The organism is Pseudomonas sp. BS-2016 (genome assembly GCF_001806145.1).
GTDB classification, from domain to species: Bacteria; Pseudomonadota; Gammaproteobacteria; order Pseudomonadales; family Pseudomonadaceae; genus Aquipseudomonas; species Aquipseudomonas lundensis.
The window spans coordinates 149,245-163,339 of the sequence record NZ_MLCT01000013.1 but is presented as its reverse complement, the minus strand read 5'-3'; the positions used below and the strand labels follow the sequence as shown (position 1 = coordinate 163,339).

Sequence of the window (14,095 nt, the reverse complement as noted above, 5' to 3'; positions counted from 1 at the left end):
CTTAGGACGAAAGCGCTTTTGACGTCAGATTTTTTGCGGGGAGGAGACGGTAAGCCCGCGGAATCCCTCATTCACCGAAGAGATTCCGAAGGCGATCAGTGGCGTCAGGCAAGTTCTGCCAACTTCACGGCCACCAGAGGCTTGGTGGTCAGAATCGACAGTATCGTTTGCACGTGCTCTACAGCATCACGGCCCAGGCTAGTGAGGTAGCCCCCGTCAGGTTGGGTGATGAGGTCTTTTTCATGGAGCCGCTTGGCGGCAGCGATCAGCTTTTTGTCAGCTTCTTGATGGACTTTAAGCCCTTCTTGAGTGCTGTTCAGATCGAACAGTGCAAGGACTTCCAGTTCGGCAACCAACTCAGGGGTAAACGACATAAGGACTCCAGACTATGCAGGAAAAGACGACAACGGCCCTAAGGTGAGCCTGATTAGCCTGACTGTCCAGTAACAGTTCTCGCCGGGCCCGAGCCATTTGCCGCACCTGCCCCGCGTGGTGCACGGGCGAGGCAGTTGGAGTGTAGACCGCGTATGACAATGTGCTGGCCGGTGTGGCCGGGCGGTCTGCCGCCCCCGTGAACGTCCACTTCACGGCCCCGATCAGCCTGCATGGCCGGGCAGCGGAGACCGGGCAGGCCGTAAATCGTATTTCAGTTATATAAACATTCTTAAATAGTATTTTTAAGAATAATCGCGCCTCACTACTATTGCCCCCACGCCGACACGAACCCTCGGCACCCCCTTTTTTCAGGAGCAGCACCATGAGCGCATCTCTGCGTAGCGTTGACGGCCAGGACGAAGCCACCATTCTGCGGGAAATCCAGAGCGCGCTACGTGACCTGCGCTTCGGTGCCGTGGAAATCACTGTGCATAACGCGCAAGTGGTCCAGATCGAACGTAAAGAGAAGTTTCGTCTGCAGAACCCCGGCCAAAAAAATAGCTGAATACCGCAGGCGCCCTGTCTGGGGCGCTTATAAAAACTAAAAATACACGCTGCTCTGGAGCCTCACCTATGTCCCTACGCCGTTACGCTTTGGCCGCGCTGGCCAGTGCCATTTTTGCGGGTTCTGCCGTGGCCAAAGATTACGAGTTGTTGAACGTTTCCTACGATCCAACCCGTGAGCTGTATCAGGATTACAACGCTGAATTCACTCAGTTCTGGCAGCAAAGCCATCCCGGCGACACAGTCAAAATCCAGCAATCCCATGGGGGCTCGGGCAAACAGGCCCGTGGCGTGATCGATGGCCTGCGCGCTGACGTGGTGACCCTGGCGTTGGCAGGCGACATCGACGAAATCGCCAAGTTGGGTAAAACCCTGCCGGATAACTGGCAAACCCGCCTTCCGGACGCCAGCACCCCGTACACCTCGACCATCGTGTTCCTGGTGCGCAAGGGCAACCCTAAAGGCATCAAGGACTGGAACGACCTGACCAAAGACGGCGTGTCGGTGATTACACCGAACCCCAAAACCAGTGGCGGCGCACGCTGGAACTTCCTCGCGGCCTATGCCTACGGCCTCAAGGCCAATGGTGGCGACGAAACCAAAGCCAAGGCCTATGTAGAAAAACTGTTCCAGCATGTGCCTGTGCTGGACACCGGCGCGCGCGGCTCGACCATCACCTTCGTCAACAACGGTCAGGGTGACGTGCTGCTGGCGTGGGAAAACGAAGCCTTTTTGGCGCTCAAAGAAGATGGCGGGGCAGACAAGTTCGACATCGTCGTGCCATCGCTGTCGATTCTGGCCGAGCCTCCGGTCGCCGTGGTCGACAAAAACGCGGACAAACAAGGCAACGCCGAGATCGCAAAAGCCTACCTCGAACACCTGTACAGCCCGGCCGGTCAGGAAATTGCTGCAAAGAACTTCTACCGCCCGCGTGATGAGAAGGTCGCGGCCAAATACGCACAACAGTTTCCGAAGCTGGACCTTGTGACTATCGACAAAGACTTCGGTGGCTGGAAGACTGCCCAACCGAAATTCTTCAATGACGGTGGCGTGTTCGACCAGATCTATCAGGCGCAATAACCTGTGGGGCGGGCCTTTTAGGTATCGCTGAAAGCTAGAACATTAAGCCCGCAATCGGTTTGCGGGCTTCGTGCGTTAAACAAGGACTTTTATGTCGCGTCGTATCTCCCCCGTCATACCCGGCTTCGGGCTGACACTGGGCTACACCTTGGTGTATCTCAGCCTGATTGTGCTGATCCCCCTGGCCGCCATGTTCGTGCATGCCGCGCAGCTGACCTGGGACCAGTTTTGGGCCATCGTCACCGCCCCTCGCGTACTGGCCGCGCTCAAGTTGAGCTTCGGTACTGCCTTTGTTGCAGCACTGATCAACGGCATCATCGGCACCGTGTTGGCCTGGGTGCTGGTGCGCTACACCTTCCCGGGGCGCAAGGTCATCGATGCCATGATCGACCTGCCTTTCGCGCTGCCGACCGCGGTCGCCGGTATCGCCCTGACCGCGCTTTACGCCCCCAACGGCTGGATTGGCCAGTTCGCCACCGACCTGGGTTTCAAAATCGCCTACACCCCGATGGGTATCACCCTGGCACTGACCTTCGTCACGCTGCCGTTCGTGGTGCGCACCGTCCAGCCGGTGCTGGCTGATATCCCGCGTGAGGTCGAAGAAGCTGCCGCGTGCCTGGGCGCCAAACCCTTGCAAGTGTTCCGCCACATTCTGGTGCCCGCGTTGTTGCCCGCCTGGCTCACCGGCTTCGCACTGGCCTTCGCCCGCGGTGTTGGCGAGTACGGCTCCGTGATTTTCATCGCCGGCAACATGCCGATGAAAACCGAGATCCTGCCGCTGCTGATCATGGTCAAGCTGGACCAATACGACTACACCGGTGCCACGGCCATTGGCGTGATGATGCTGGTGGTTTCCTTCATTTTGCTGCTGCTGATCAACCTGATTCAGCGCCGCATCGAAACCCCTTGAAGGAGGCGTCACCATGTCCAATGCCACTTTGAACGCAGCCTCCGTCGCCAACGCCGCCCGCCGTGGCAGCCCGCTGTCGCGTCGGGTACTGATTGCCTTTGGTTGGTTGTTCTTCGTCGTCTTCCTGCTGTTGCCTCTGCTGATCGTGGTTTCTCAGGGCCTGAAACTGGGCTTCGGCGCGTTCTTCGACGCCATCCTTGAGCCCGATGCCCTGTCGGCCCTGAAACTGACCGTGATCGCCGTCGCGATTTCGGTGCCGCTCAACGTGGTCTTCGGCGTCAGTGCGGCCTGGTGCGTGAGCAAATACAGCTTCCGCGGCAAAAGCATCCTCGTCACCCTGATCGACCTGCCGTTCTCGGTGTCGCCAGTGATCGCCGGTCTGGTCTACGTGCTGATGTTCGGTGCGCAGGGCTTCTTCGGTGAGTGGCTGCAAGACCATGACATCCAGATCGTGTTCGCACTGCCAGGCATCGTGCTGGCGACCATTTTTGTCACCGTGCCCTTCGTGGCGCGCGAACTGATCCCGCTGATGCAGGAGCAGGGCACGCAAGAAGAAGAAGCCGCACGCCTGCTGGGCGCCAACGGCTGGCAGATGTTCTGGCACGTCACGGTGCCCAATATCAAATGGGGCCTGATCTACGGCGTGGTGCTGTGTACCGCGCGGGCGATGGGCGAATTCGGTGCAGTGTCGGTGGTGTCCGGGCACATTCGCGGGGTGACCAACACCCTGCCGCTGCACGTCGAGATTCTCTACAACGAATACAACCACGTTGCCGCCTTCGCCGTGGCCACCCTGTTGCTGATCCTGGCGCTCTTCATCCTGCTGCTCAAGCAGTGGAGCGAATCCCGTATTAACCGCCTGCGCGCCAGCGCCGCAGAGGAATAAAGCATGTCGATCGAAGTTCGTAACGTCAGCAAAAACTTCAACGCCTTCAAGGCGCTGGACCGCATCAATCTGGACATCCAGAGTGGCGAGCTGGTGGCTTTGCTGGGGCCGTCGGGCTGCGGCAAAACCACGTTGCTGCGCATCATTGCCGGCCTGGAAACCCCGGACGAAGGCAACATCGTGTTCCACGGCGAAGACGTCTCCGGCCATGACGTGCGTGATCGCAACGTCGGGTTTGTGTTCCAGCATTACGCGCTGTTCCGCCACATGACGGTGTTTGACAACGTCGCGTTCGGCCTGCGCATGAAGCCAAAAAAGGAACGCCCGAGCGAAAGCCGGATTGCCGAAAAAGTCCACGAACTGCTGAACATGGTGCAACTGGACTGGTTATCCGACCGTTACCCGGAGCAACTGTCAGGCGGCCAGCGTCAACGTATTGCCCTGGCCCGCGCCCTGGCGGTTGAGCCTAAAGTGCTGTTGCTGGACGAACCTTTCGGCGCCCTGGATGCCAAGGTGCGCAAAGAGCTGCGCCGCTGGTTGGCGCGCCTGCACGAAGACATCAACCTGACATCGGTGTTCGTCACCCACGACCAGGAAGAAGCGATGGAAGTCGCGGACCGCATCGTGGTCATGAACAAAGGCGTGATCGAGCAGATCGGCTCCCCGGGTGACGTCTACGAAAACCCGGCCAGCGATTTTGTGTACCACTTCCTGGGCGACTCCAACCGCCTGCACATCGGTGAAGACCAACACGTCCTGTTCCGTCCGCACGAAGTGTCGTTGTCACGCCATGAGATTGAAGAACACCACGCCGCCCAGGTACGCGACATCCGTCCGCTGGGCGCGACCACTCGCGTGACCTTGAAGGTTGAGGGGCAAAGCGAGTTGATCGAAGTGGAAGTGGTCAAAGACCATGACAGCCTGACCGATCTGACCCGTGGCGAGACGTTGTTCTTCAAACCGAAGGTGTGGCAGAAACACTCTAGCCTGTAACGTTCGCACGCCCCACCAAAGCCTGACGTCTCTCGACGCTCAGGCTTTTTTTAGGCGTTTGAACACTACTTCTGCACCTGAACACCTACAAAACTATCGGCTACTTCTCTCGCAAGTTACCCATCGGCCCCGACATAGCTATCCGACTTTCGCACTTAAAGTCCGCCTCTTCTCTCACAGCAAGATGCAAGGATTCGCATGAAGGAAAACCGAAGGCCCATCAAGGCACGCGCCTCCAAATGGGCGACGGGCATCACAGATGCCTTGCTCAAAAGAAATATCTCCCCCAACCAGATATCAATCGCCAGTGTGGTCTTTGCGTTAGCCGGTGCCAGCCTGTTGATCGTGGACAACGGGGTCATGGGGTCGATCGCGTGTGCGCTCTTTATTCAACTGCGCCTGCTGTGCAATCTGCTCGATGGCATGGTGGCGATAGAGGGTGGAAAACAATCCAGCCTCGGCAGTCTCTACAACGAATTTCCGGATCGCGTGGCCGACAGTGTGCTCATCGTCGGGCTTGGGTATGCCATCGGTTATTCAGACCTTGGATGGTTTGGCGCCCTGGCCGCAGCCCTGACCGCCTATGTCAGGGTTTTTGGCGGATCGATTGGCCTTACTCAGTGTTTTAAAGGGCCCATGGCCAAACAGCACCGGATGGCTCTGATGACGGGCGCCCTCTTATTGAATGCGATTGAAACGGCCGTTTATGGCACGCACCTCGCGCTAGTGGCCACCCTGTTCATCATCGTTATCGGCTCGCTTATCACCTGCGGCACACGAACGCTCGCTATCGTCAGACAGCTAAAGGAAAACGCCCATGTGGATCAGTAACGCTCTGATTTCAGTGCTTCGTGTCCTGATTGGTGTGAACGCCCGCTGGGAGAGCCCTCCCGACCTGACCCGCCAGCGTATCTATTTCGCCAACCACACCAGCCATATGGACACACTGGCCATTATTGCGGCCCTCCCGCAAGAGGCTCGCCTTAATGTGAAGCCGGTGGCCGCAGCCGACTATTGGGGCAAGAACGCATTTCTTTCGTACATTTCAAAAAAAGGGCTGAATGCCGTATTGATTGAGCGTAAGCCAGACGCCGGTAAACCCGCGCTGGAGCCCATATTCGACGTGCTGCACGCCGGGCACTCAATCATTTTCTTTCCGGAAGGAACGCGCTCCTGCCAGGCCCTGCCGGGCGATTTCAAATCGGGTCTGTTCCGGTTGAGCGAAACGTTCCCAGAGGTCGACCTGGTGCCCGTTTATTTGGAAAACCTTCATCGCTCAATGCCTAAAGGCAAACATTTCCCCCTGCCCATTATCTGCACCATCAGGATCGGCAATCCGCTGCCCACCATCGCTGGCGAAGAGAAACAGCAATTCCTTGAGCGCGCGCGCGATGCCATCGTGAGGTTATCCAAATGACATTTGAAACCAAGTTTCTGTGGTTCTTTGCCGGGCTTGCCAGTCTGCTGGTCATCGCCTCGATCATCGGTCATGTACTGGCCAGGCGCGCGACCACCGAGCATGGCGTGGAAACGGTCGAAAACCTGAATCAGCGTGTGAATGCGTGGTGGGGGATGGTGATTGTTTTCTTTACCTCCTACCTGCTCGGCAGTCATGCAACCGTCATTCTTTTCGGTTTCATTTCTCTGTTAGCGCTCCGAGAGTTCATTACGTTGGCCCCCACCAAAAGAGGCGACCATAACGCGCTGTTTGTCGCCTTTTTCATCCTTATACCGCTGCAATATGTGCTGATCGCTACCCACTGGTATTCGATGTTTACGCTATTGATCCCGGTGTATGCCTTTCTACTGCTACCCGCGATTGCGGTACTGAGTCAGGACACCGACGGGTTTTTGGAGCGCACGGCAAAAATCCAGTGGGGGGTGATGATCTGCATTTTCTGCATTAGCCACGCACCCGCGCTGTTAATGCTGGATCTGGAGGGGTTTGAGGGGCAAAACGCGTTGCTGTTGTTCTACATGGTGTTTGTGGTGCAGATGAGTGATGTCCTGCAGTACGTGTTTGGCAAGCTCTTTGGCAAACACAAAGTCGCGCCACAGGTCAGTCCTTCAAAAACCGTTGAGGGGCTGGTGGGCGGCGGTCTGGCGGCGACCCTGATTGGCGGGGGCATGTTTTGGCTGACCCCCTTCAATTTTTGGCAATCACTGTTGATGGCCTTTGTGATCGTGGTCATGGGGTTTGTCGGCGGGCTGGTCATGTCAGCCATCAAGCGAAGCCTGAGCGCCAAAGATTGGGGCACATTGATCAAAGGCCACGGCGGGATGCTCGACAGAATGGACTCGGTTTGCTTTGCAGCGCCGATCTTCTTTCACCTGACACGCTACTTCTTCTCGGCCTGAAAGCCGCCCTGTGGTCGCACCGCAATAGCGACCACAGGGCGTTTTTGGCGTTAAGGCTTTTTCAACTTCGGATTGGGGAAGAATTGCACTGCCTGAACCTTGGGATCAGGCGCTTTATTCAAGGCCGAGGTATTGACCCGCGTCCCCAATTCCTTGGGTATCGACAGGCCTTGCTCATTCAAGGTGTCCGAATAACCGCATGCCACACATTCGCGGTGCGGCACGTCGTTTTCATTCCACATCATCAATTTGTCAGGCTCGCTGCACGCCGGGCAAACCGCCCCGGCGATAAAGCGTTTTTTGGTTTTGATCACGGGTGCATCGCTCATGCTGCCGAACCCTCGGTCAGGCCGCTGTGACGCAACAGCGCGTCAATCGATGGCTCACGGCCACGGAAATCCTTGAACAGCTCCATCGGCGCTTTGGAACCCCCGCGGGCCAGAATCGCCTGACGGAATGCCTTGCCGGTATGCGGGTTGAACACGCCTTCTTCTTCAAAGCGCGAGAACGCGTCCGCCGACAGCACTTCGGCCCACTTGTAGCTGTAATAGCCCGCCGCGTAACCGCCCGCGAAGATGTGCGCAAAGCTGTTCGGGAAGCGGTTATACGCCGGAGGGCGCATGACCGAAACCTCATCGCGGATACCGTCGAGCACTTGAGCCACGCTGCGGCCGTCACCGTGGGTGGCGTGCAGTTCGAAGTCGAACAGCGAGAATTCCAGCTGGCGAACCATCATCAGGCCGGACTGGAAATTCTTGGCCGCGAGCATTTTTTGCAGCAAGTCTTGCGGCAAGGCTTCGCCGGTTTCGTAGTGACCGGAAATCAGCGCCAGGCCTTCAGGCTCCCAGCACCAGTTTTCCATGAACTGACTCGGCAGCTCGACCGCATCCCACGCCACGCCATTGATGCCGGACACGCCCGAGTGTTCGATCTCGGTCAGCATGTGGTGTAAGCCGTGACCGAACTCGTGGAACAGGGTGGTCACTTCGTCGTGTGTCAGCAGTGCAGGCTTGCCCGCCACTGCCGGGGTGAAGTTGCACACCAGGTTCGCCACCGGGCTTTGCAACACGCCAGCCGCCGTGCGGCGACGGTCGCGGGCGCCGTCCATCCACGCACCGCCGCGCTTGTTGGCGCGGGCGTACAGGTCAAAGAAGAAACGCCCGATGTGCTGGCCGTTTTCCTTGATTTCAAACAGGCGAACGTCCGGGTGCCAGGTGTCGAAACCTTTGAGTTCAACGATGTCGATGCCGTACAGGGTATGCACGATGTCGAACAGGCCCTTGAGCACTTTGTCGATCGGGAAGTAAGCGCGCAGGGTTTCCTGAGACACGCTGTAGCGCTGCTCGCGCAGCTTCTCGCCGAAGAAACCGCTGTCCCAGCTTTTGAGTTCCGGGCAGCCCTGTTCGGCGGCATAGGCTTGCAGCTGCTCCAGGTCACGCGCGGCAAACGGCTTGCTGCGCTTGGCCAGATCACGCAGGAAGGTCAGCACCTGGTCCGGGGTCTCGGCCATTTTGGTGGCCAGGCTCAGCTCGGCAAAACTGCCGAAGCCCAGCAACTGCGCCAACTCCTGGCGCAGGTCGAGGATTTCTTCCATCACCGGGCCGTTATCGAACGTACCGGCATTCGGGCCTTGATCCGATGCGCGGGTGCAGTACGCTGCGTAGACTTCTTCGCGCAGCGCGCGGTCTTCGGCGTAGGTCATGACCGGGTAGTAGCTCGGGAATTCGAGGGTAATCAGCCAGCCGTCCAGCCCTTTGGCTTGAGCCGCTGCCGCCATTTGCGCCTTGGCCGACTCGGTCAGGCCCGCCAGGGCCGCTTCGTCAGTGATGTGCTTGGTCCAGGCTTGCGTGGCGTCCAGCAGTTGGTTGGAGAACTTGCTGCCCAGCTCGGACAGCTTGCTCTGCACCTCGGCGTAGCGCTTTTGCTTGTCGTGCGGCAGGTCGATACCCGACAGACGGAAGTCGCGCAGCGAGTGCTCCAGAATGGTCAGTTGCGCCTGATCGAAGTCAGCGACGTGCGGGCTGTGCGCGAGGGCTTCGAACGCTTGGAACAGCTCGCGGTTCTGGCCCATCTCGGTCGAATAGGCACTCAAGGCAGGCAAACATGCCTCGTAGGCAGCCCGCAGTTCGGCGCTGTTACACACGGCATTGAGGTGGCTGACCGGGCTCCAGGCAGCGCCCAGCCGGTCGTTCAGCTCATCCATGGCCAGCACCAGACCTTCCCATGTCGGGTTTTGGCCTTGGTCTTGAAGAATTTTTTCGATGCCGGCGCGGTTGTCAGCGAGGATCTGCTCGATGGCCGGCTGCACGTGCTCAGGACGGATCGCCGAGAACGGCGGCAGGTCGTAGGGCTGCAATAGAGGGTTGTTCTCGCTCACGTTAAGCACCTTGGCTGGAAGAAACATTGGGCCATCTTAATTACAATCGCCGCAGTCCGCAGCCCTGTGACGCCCTATTACTGCTAAAGAAGGAAGCTATTTGTGTCCATCCGTCCGTTCCAGCAGCACACCCCCGTATTGGGCGAACGCGCCTTCGTTGACCGTTCGGCCGTGGTGATCGGCGATGTCGAGATCGGCGCCGACAGCTCCGTCTGGCCACTGACCGTAATTCGCGGCGACATGCACCGCATCCGTATCGGCGCGCGCACCAGCGTGCAGGACGGCTGCGTGCTGCACATCACCCACGCCGGGCCGTTCAACCCCGACGGGTTCCCGCTGCTGATCGGGGACGACGTGACCATCGCGCACAAAGTCATGCTGCATGGCTGTACCGTGGGCAGCCGCGTGCTGATCGGCATGGGCAGCATCGTGATGGACGGCGCCGTCATTGAGGACGATGTCATCGTGGGCGCAGGCAGCCTGGTGCCTCCCGGCAAGCGTCTGGACAGCGGCTTTCTGTACGTTGGCAGCCCGGTCAGGCCAGTGCGTGCGCTGACCGATAAGGAAAAGGCCTTCTTCACCTACAGCGCTGGCAACTACGTCAAACTCAAGGACCAACACTTGGCCGAAGGCTACCACCAGCCCGTTTGAGCCTCTTCAAGATCACGGCTTAGGAGCCTTGCATGCATTACCAAAACGTATTGTTCGACCTTGATGGCACGTTGACTGATCCGCGAGAAGGCATTACCCGTTCAATTCAGTACGGCCTGAGCAAAATGGGCATCGACGAACCTGACCTGAGCAAACTGGAACACTTCATTGGCCCGCCTTTGCTGCAAGCGTTCATGGCCACCTATGGCTTTGACGAGGCCCGTGCCTGGGAAGCCATGGGCTTTTACCGCGAGCGGTTTGCCGTGACCGGGCTGTATGAAAACCACGTGTTTGACGGTGTGACGCCGTTGCTGGAAGAGCTGGTCGGCCAAGGTCGGCAGCTATTTATCGCCACCTCCAAGCCGCAGGTGTATGCCCGCGAAATCGCGCGTCATTTTGACTTCGCCCGCCACTTCAAGGTGATTTACGGCAGCGAGCTGGACGGCACGCGCACCCATAAAGTCGAGCTGATCCGCCACTTGCTGACCGAGCAAGGGCTCGACCCGGCCCAGACCTTGATGATCGGCGACCGCAAGCACGACCTGATCGGCGCCCGGGAAAATGGCCTGGATGCCGCCGCCGTGGGGTATGGCTTTGGCAGCTTTGAGGAGCTGAGCGCGTTCGCGCCCACGTACCACTTCCAGACCCTGGCGCAACTGCATCAGGCGTTCAGGTAAAGGCGCTGCCGAGGTTGGGCGGGGGTCAGGCCCCGCTCAACGCATCAGCGACTGCGTTGCTCGATCGCCTGCTGCAAATCCTTGCGCCAGCCCAGCAAAAAGCCCACTTCCACCACCACAAACAAAGGGCCGACGATCAACCCGGTCACGTCATCGATGAACGCCGGTTTGCGGCCTTCGTAGTAATGCCCCACGAACTGAATCACCCACCCCAGCACAAACAAGCCGACGCCCCAGCCCAGCCACAGCCCCGTGCTCAGGGCGGCGAGCCGATAACCGAGCCACACCGCCAACCCCATCAATACCGTCATCAGCAACCCGAGCCGTCGCTCAAGTCGCAGATAAAACACCGCGCAGGCCACCATCAGCACCAACGCTGGCGAGATGGCGGCCCACTGCGGGCGTGACAGCAGCGTCGCCACCGCAATCACGATCAGCGGAATGCCGACAAAGTGGCTCAGGATATTGCGCGTATCGCGGTGATACGCGGCGTACTGGCTCAAATGCTCGACGAGGGTTTTCATGGCGCCGCCTTTGGGATGAACGATCAACCCAGTGTAGGCGCTTGCCTCACACCGCGATAAAGGCCAAGGGCACATCACGCACCTGAATGGGCGCAACCGGCGTGTAGTGATCCGCGTGGGTCAGCTCATGCAGCAGCTCTTCGCGCAGTTGATGAAACGCAAAGCTGGCGCGTTGACGCGGGTGCGGCAGGTCAACGTTGACTATCTGTTTGATCCGGCCCGGACGCGGCTCAAGCACCACCACGCGGTCAGCCAAAAAGATCGCTTCTTCCACGTCGTGGGTCACCAGCACCGTGGTGATTTTCGCCCGTGCCCGAATCGCCAGCAGCTCATCCTGCATGTGCTGACGGGTCAGGGCATCCAGCGCGCCGAACGGCTCGTCCAGCAACAGAATCCGTGGGCTGGCCACCAACCCGCGAGCAATCGCCACGCGTTGCGCCATGCCGCCCGACAACTGATGCGGAAGGGCGCGGGCGAAATCCGTCAAACCCACCAATTCGATGAACGCCGCCACCCGCTGACGGCGTTCCACGGGGCTGAGCGCTTCGTTGACCAGCCCCAGGCCGATGTTGTCCTCCACGCTGAGCCACGGGAACAACCGGTGCTCCTGAAACACAATCCCGCGTTCACTGCCCACGCCCGTGACCGGCTTGCCATCGACTTCAATCGTGCCCTGAAAGTCGGTGTCCAGCCCCACCAGCAGGCGCAGCAACGTCGACTTGCCGCAGCCACTGGACCCGACGATGGCGACAAACTCACCTTCAGCGATTTGCACGTTGAAATCACGGATGGCTTCCAGTGCCGCGCCATCCACTTCGAAGGTTTTGCCCACGTGGTTAAAACTGACAATCGGTGCGTTCATGCGTGTCTCCAGCGCGTTGCGCGACGTTCCAGGCGTTGGCCAATCAGGTTCAAAGCGGCGCCGGTCAGGCCGACCAGCAGCATGCCGCTGAAGATCGTGTCCATGCGCAGCAGTTGTTGCGCACCGATCATCAGGCTGCCGATGCCGCCGTTGGAGGGCATGAAATATTCCGCGCCGATGGTGCCGAGCCATGCATAGATCAGGCTCAGGCGCAGTCCGGCGAAGATCCCCGGCGCGGCCCCCGGCAAGACCAGCACGCGCACGCGCTGCCACAGGCTCAGGCGCATCACCTGCGCGGCCTCCCGCAGCAGGGGCGAAAGCGTCGCCACGCTGCGCTGAGTGGCAATAAACAGCGGAAAAAAAGCAGCCAGAGCAACGAACGCCCACTTCGACAACTCGCCCAGGCCAAACCATGCCGTGAGCAGCGGCACCCACGCGAAAATCGCAATCTGGCGCAAGGCCGACAAGCTCGGCCCGAGCAACCGCTCACTGACACGCGTCATCCCCAGCAGCACGCCCAGGCCAAACCCCAAACCGCCCCCCATCACCAGGCCACCCAGCGTGCGTTTCAGGCTCAAGGCCAGCGCCGTGGGCAAACTGCCGTCAACCAGCCCGATCCAGGTGCTCTGCAACACCGCCAGCGGGCTGAGCAAAATCTGCGGGTCGACCCACTGCAACGCCACTGCCAGTTGCCACACCCCGAACAACCCCAGCGGCAACCACCAGGACTCCAGGCGCTGCCAGCCTTGAGCACGGGGACCACGTGCCAATTGGGCAGTGGCCGCATGGGGCCAGTGCACCCATTTTTTATCCAGCCAGCCGATACCGCGGTCCATCGCCACGCCCATCACCCCGATCACCGCGATGCACACAAACACGATGTCGAGCATAAACAGCTGCCGCGCATACACCATCAGGTAGCCGATGCCTTCGCTGGACGCCAGCAACTCCACCGCCAGTAACGACGTCCAGCCCGTGGCCAGCGCCAGCCGTAACCCGGACATGAAGCCGGGCAGGGCCGCCGGGATAATCAGGCGCCGCAACCGTAGCGTCAGCGGCAAGCGCAACACCTGCGCGGCCTCGCGCAACGTAGGCTGGGCATCGCGCACGCCGATCAACGTGTGCAGCGTGACGGGCACCACGATGGCCTTGATCAGCACCACCAGTTTGAGCACTTCACCGATGCCGAAAAACACCATGAACAGGGGAATCCACGCCAACGTCGGGATTTGCGCCAGTGCGCTGAAGGTCGGCAGCACCACGCGCTCGGCGCGGCGGCTCAATCCCATCGCCGCCCCCAACACGGCACCGATGCTCACCCCCGCCAGCAACCCCACCAACAGGCGCTGCAAGCTGATGGCCAAATGTGCCCACAGCTCGCCGGAACCCAGTTCCAGCGCGCTTTGCCACACCAGCGAAGGCGGCGGCAGGATTTGCTCGCTCATCCATTGATTGCGGCTCGCCAGCCACCACAACGCCAGCAAGCTGAACGGCACAATCCAGGGCAATACCCGTTGATTGAAAGGGGGTGACCACACCTTGAACCTCAGCGGCGGGGCGGTCATCGGTGAATTGAGCAGCGAAGCCTTAGTCATCGCAGACCTCCGTTGTCGGCTGTGCGGGCGTTATCAAACCGGCTGTAGATATTTCCGTCTGATCTATAAAACGATAAAAAGCTGCCTATCGGTGATAAGCACTGCTCTTTATGGCCTGTCTTTGCGCAGGCTTCCAATGCAATGCATGAATATTTTCAGTGCGATTCATGCATACCGGGCCAGCACCCGCAGGCTGCAACGCTTATTCCTTTTGGTTAATAAGTTGTGAACTCTTAGTATTTA

General features: G+C 59.4%; 16 protein-coding genes. 10 read left to right on the top strand and 6 right to left on the bottom strand.

The window, feature by feature from the left end:
• Positions 1-104: 104 nt before the first annotated feature.
• Positions 105-374 (bottom strand): TIGR02647 family protein, encoded by a 270-nt coding sequence (locus tag BKD70_RS02710; protein WP_047278875.1) that lies wholly within the window; start codon positions 372-374, stop codon positions 105-107.
• 383 nt (positions 375-757) lie between these two features.
• Here BKD70_RS02710 and oscA point away from each other — a divergent pair, with 383 nt between their 5' ends.
• The 8 genes from oscA to BKD70_RS02670 all read left to right on the top strand — a co-directional run bounded on the left by oscA (position 758) and on the right by BKD70_RS02670 (position 7,166).
• Complete coding sequence (gene oscA, locus BKD70_RS02705) at positions 758-940, top strand: sulfur starvation response protein OscA (RefSeq protein WP_047278876.1); 183 nt, start codon at positions 758-760, stop codon at positions 938-940.
• Between the two features lie 68 nt (positions 941-1,008).
• On the top strand, positions 1,009-2,019 hold the full coding sequence (locus BKD70_RS02700) for a sulfate ABC transporter substrate-binding protein (protein ID WP_047278879.1): 1,011 nt from the start codon (positions 1,009-1,011) through the stop codon (positions 2,017-2,019).
• Positions 2,020-2,110: 91 nt separating this feature from the next.
• Positions 2,111-2,929 (top strand): sulfate ABC transporter permease subunit CysT, encoded by an 819-nt coding sequence (cysT, locus tag BKD70_RS02695; protein WP_047278882.1) that lies wholly within the window; start codon positions 2,111-2,113, stop codon positions 2,927-2,929.
• Positions 2,930-2,942: 13 nt separating this feature from the next.
• A complete protein-coding gene (gene cysW, locus BKD70_RS02690) occupies positions 2,943-3,815 on the top strand; it encodes a sulfate ABC transporter permease subunit CysW (protein ID WP_047278884.1) in 873 nt (290 codons plus the stop codon).
• 3 nt (positions 3,816-3,818) lie between these two features.
• Positions 3,819-4,808: a sulfate/molybdate ABC transporter ATP-binding protein gene (locus BKD70_RS02685; RefSeq protein ID WP_047278886.1), complete on the top strand. Its 990-nt coding sequence runs from the start codon at positions 3,819-3,821 to the stop codon at positions 4,806-4,808.
• A 198-nt stretch (positions 4,809-5,006) separates the two neighbouring features.
• Positions 5,007-5,639, top strand: a complete 633-nt coding sequence (locus BKD70_RS02680) for a CDP-alcohol phosphatidyltransferase family protein (protein WP_047278889.1) — start codon at positions 5,007-5,009, stop codon at positions 5,637-5,639.
• Positions 5,626-6,225, top strand: coding sequence for a 1-acyl-sn-glycerol-3-phosphate acyltransferase (locus tag BKD70_RS02675; RefSeq protein WP_047278893.1), 600 nt, complete (start codon positions 5,626-5,628; stop codon positions 6,223-6,225). The genes BKD70_RS02680 and BKD70_RS02675 overlap by 14 nt, the downstream gene beginning before the upstream one ends.
• Positions 6,222-7,166, top strand: coding sequence for a phosphatidate cytidylyltransferase (locus BKD70_RS02670; protein ID WP_047278895.1), 945 nt, complete (start codon positions 6,222-6,224; stop codon positions 7,164-7,166). Before BKD70_RS02675 ends, BKD70_RS02670 begins: the two co-directional genes overlap by 4 nt.
• Before the next feature lie 50 nt (positions 7,167-7,216).
• Here BKD70_RS02670 and BKD70_RS02665 read toward each other — a convergent pair whose 3' ends face one another.
• On the bottom strand, positions 7,217-7,495 hold the full coding sequence (locus BKD70_RS02665) for a YheV family putative zinc ribbon protein (protein ID WP_047278897.1): 279 nt from the start codon (positions 7,493-7,495) through the stop codon (positions 7,217-7,219).
• A complete protein-coding gene (prlC, locus tag BKD70_RS02660; protein ID WP_162493707.1) occupies positions 7,492-9,570 on the bottom strand; it encodes an oligopeptidase A in 2,079 nt (692 codons plus the stop codon). Before prlC ends, BKD70_RS02665 begins: the two co-directional genes overlap by 4 nt.
• A gap of 75 nt (positions 9,571-9,645) precedes the next feature.
• Here prlC and BKD70_RS02655 point away from each other — a divergent pair, with 75 nt between their 5' ends.
• On the top strand, positions 9,646-10,194 hold the full coding sequence (locus BKD70_RS02655) for a gamma carbonic anhydrase family protein (RefSeq protein ID WP_047278899.1): 549 nt from the start codon (positions 9,646-9,648) through the stop codon (positions 10,192-10,194).
• Positions 10,195-10,226: 32 nt separating this feature from the next.
• The gene (locus tag BKD70_RS02650; protein WP_047278901.1) at positions 10,227-10,871 is read left to right on the top strand and encodes an HAD family hydrolase; all 645 of its coding nucleotides are present in this window, start codon (positions 10,227-10,229) and stop codon (positions 10,869-10,871) included.
• A gap of 44 nt (positions 10,872-10,915) precedes the next feature.
• Here BKD70_RS02650 and BKD70_RS02645 read toward each other — a convergent pair whose 3' ends face one another.
• From BKD70_RS02645 to BKD70_RS02635, 3 genes are read right to left on the bottom strand one after another with little or no spacing between them, the layout of a single operon-like run.
• Positions 10,916-11,395 carry a DUF962 domain-containing protein gene (locus tag BKD70_RS02645; RefSeq protein WP_047278904.1) on the bottom strand — a complete coding sequence of 160 codons (480 nt, stop codon included), beginning with the start codon at positions 11,393-11,395 and terminating at the stop codon, positions 10,916-10,918.
• A 46-nt stretch (positions 11,396-11,441) separates the two neighbouring features.
• On the bottom strand, positions 11,442-12,257 hold the full coding sequence (locus BKD70_RS02640) for an ABC transporter ATP-binding protein (RefSeq protein WP_047278906.1): 816 nt from the start codon (positions 12,255-12,257) through the stop codon (positions 11,442-11,444).
• Positions 12,254-13,852 (bottom strand): ABC transporter permease, encoded by a 1,599-nt coding sequence (locus tag BKD70_RS02635; RefSeq protein WP_047278908.1) that lies wholly within the window; start codon positions 13,850-13,852, stop codon positions 12,254-12,256. The genes BKD70_RS02640 and BKD70_RS02635 overlap by 4 nt, the downstream gene beginning before the upstream one ends.
• Positions 13,853-14,095 lie beyond the last annotated feature (243 nt).

Excerpts from the sequence above, each read along its gene's own strand:
- BKD70_RS02710 (WP_047278875.1), bottom strand. The coding sequence starts at position 374 with ATGTCGTTTACCCCTGAGTTGGTTGCCGAACTGGAAGTCCTTGCACTG.
- oscA (WP_047278876.1), top strand. The coding sequence starts at position 758 with ATGAGCGCATCTCTGCGTAGCGTTGACGGCCAGGACGAAGCCACCATT.
- BKD70_RS02700 (WP_047278879.1), top strand. The coding sequence starts at position 1,009 with ATGTCCCTACGCCGTTACGCTTTGGCCGCGCTGGCCAGTGCCATTTTT.
- cysT (WP_047278882.1), top strand. The coding sequence starts at position 2,111 with ATGTCGCGTCGTATCTCCCCCGTCATACCCGGCTTCGGGCTGACACTG.
- cysW (WP_047278884.1), top strand. The coding sequence starts at position 2,943 with ATGTCCAATGCCACTTTGAACGCAGCCTCCGTCGCCAACGCCGCCCGC.
- BKD70_RS02685 (WP_047278886.1), top strand. The coding sequence starts at position 3,819 with ATGTCGATCGAAGTTCGTAACGTCAGCAAAAACTTCAACGCCTTCAAG.
- BKD70_RS02680 (WP_047278889.1), top strand. The coding sequence starts at position 5,007 with ATGAAGGAAAACCGAAGGCCCATCAAGGCACGCGCCTCCAAATGGGCG.
- BKD70_RS02675 (WP_047278893.1), top strand. The coding sequence starts at position 5,626 with ATGTGGATCAGTAACGCTCTGATTTCAGTGCTTCGTGTCCTGATTGGT.
- BKD70_RS02670 (WP_047278895.1), top strand. The coding sequence starts at position 6,222 with ATGACATTTGAAACCAAGTTTCTGTGGTTCTTTGCCGGGCTTGCCAGT.
- BKD70_RS02665 (WP_047278897.1), bottom strand. The coding sequence starts at position 7,495 with ATGAGCGATGCACCCGTGATCAAAACCAAAAAACGCTTTATCGCCGGG.
- prlC (WP_162493707.1), bottom strand. The coding sequence starts at position 9,570 with ATGTTTCTTCCAGCCAAGGTGCTTAACGTGAGCGAGAACAACCCTCTA.
- BKD70_RS02650 (WP_047278901.1), top strand. The coding sequence starts at position 10,227 with ATGCATTACCAAAACGTATTGTTCGACCTTGATGGCACGTTGACTGAT.
- BKD70_RS02645 (WP_047278904.1), bottom strand. The coding sequence starts at position 11,395 with ATGAAAACCCTCGTCGAGCATTTGAGCCAGTACGCCGCGTATCACCGC.
- BKD70_RS02640 (WP_047278906.1), bottom strand. The coding sequence starts at position 12,257 with ATGAACGCACCGATTGTCAGTTTTAACCACGTGGGCAAAACCTTCGAA.
- BKD70_RS02635 (WP_047278908.1), bottom strand. The coding sequence starts at position 13,852 with ATGACTAAGGCTTCGCTGCTCAATTCACCGATGACCGCCCCGCCGCTG.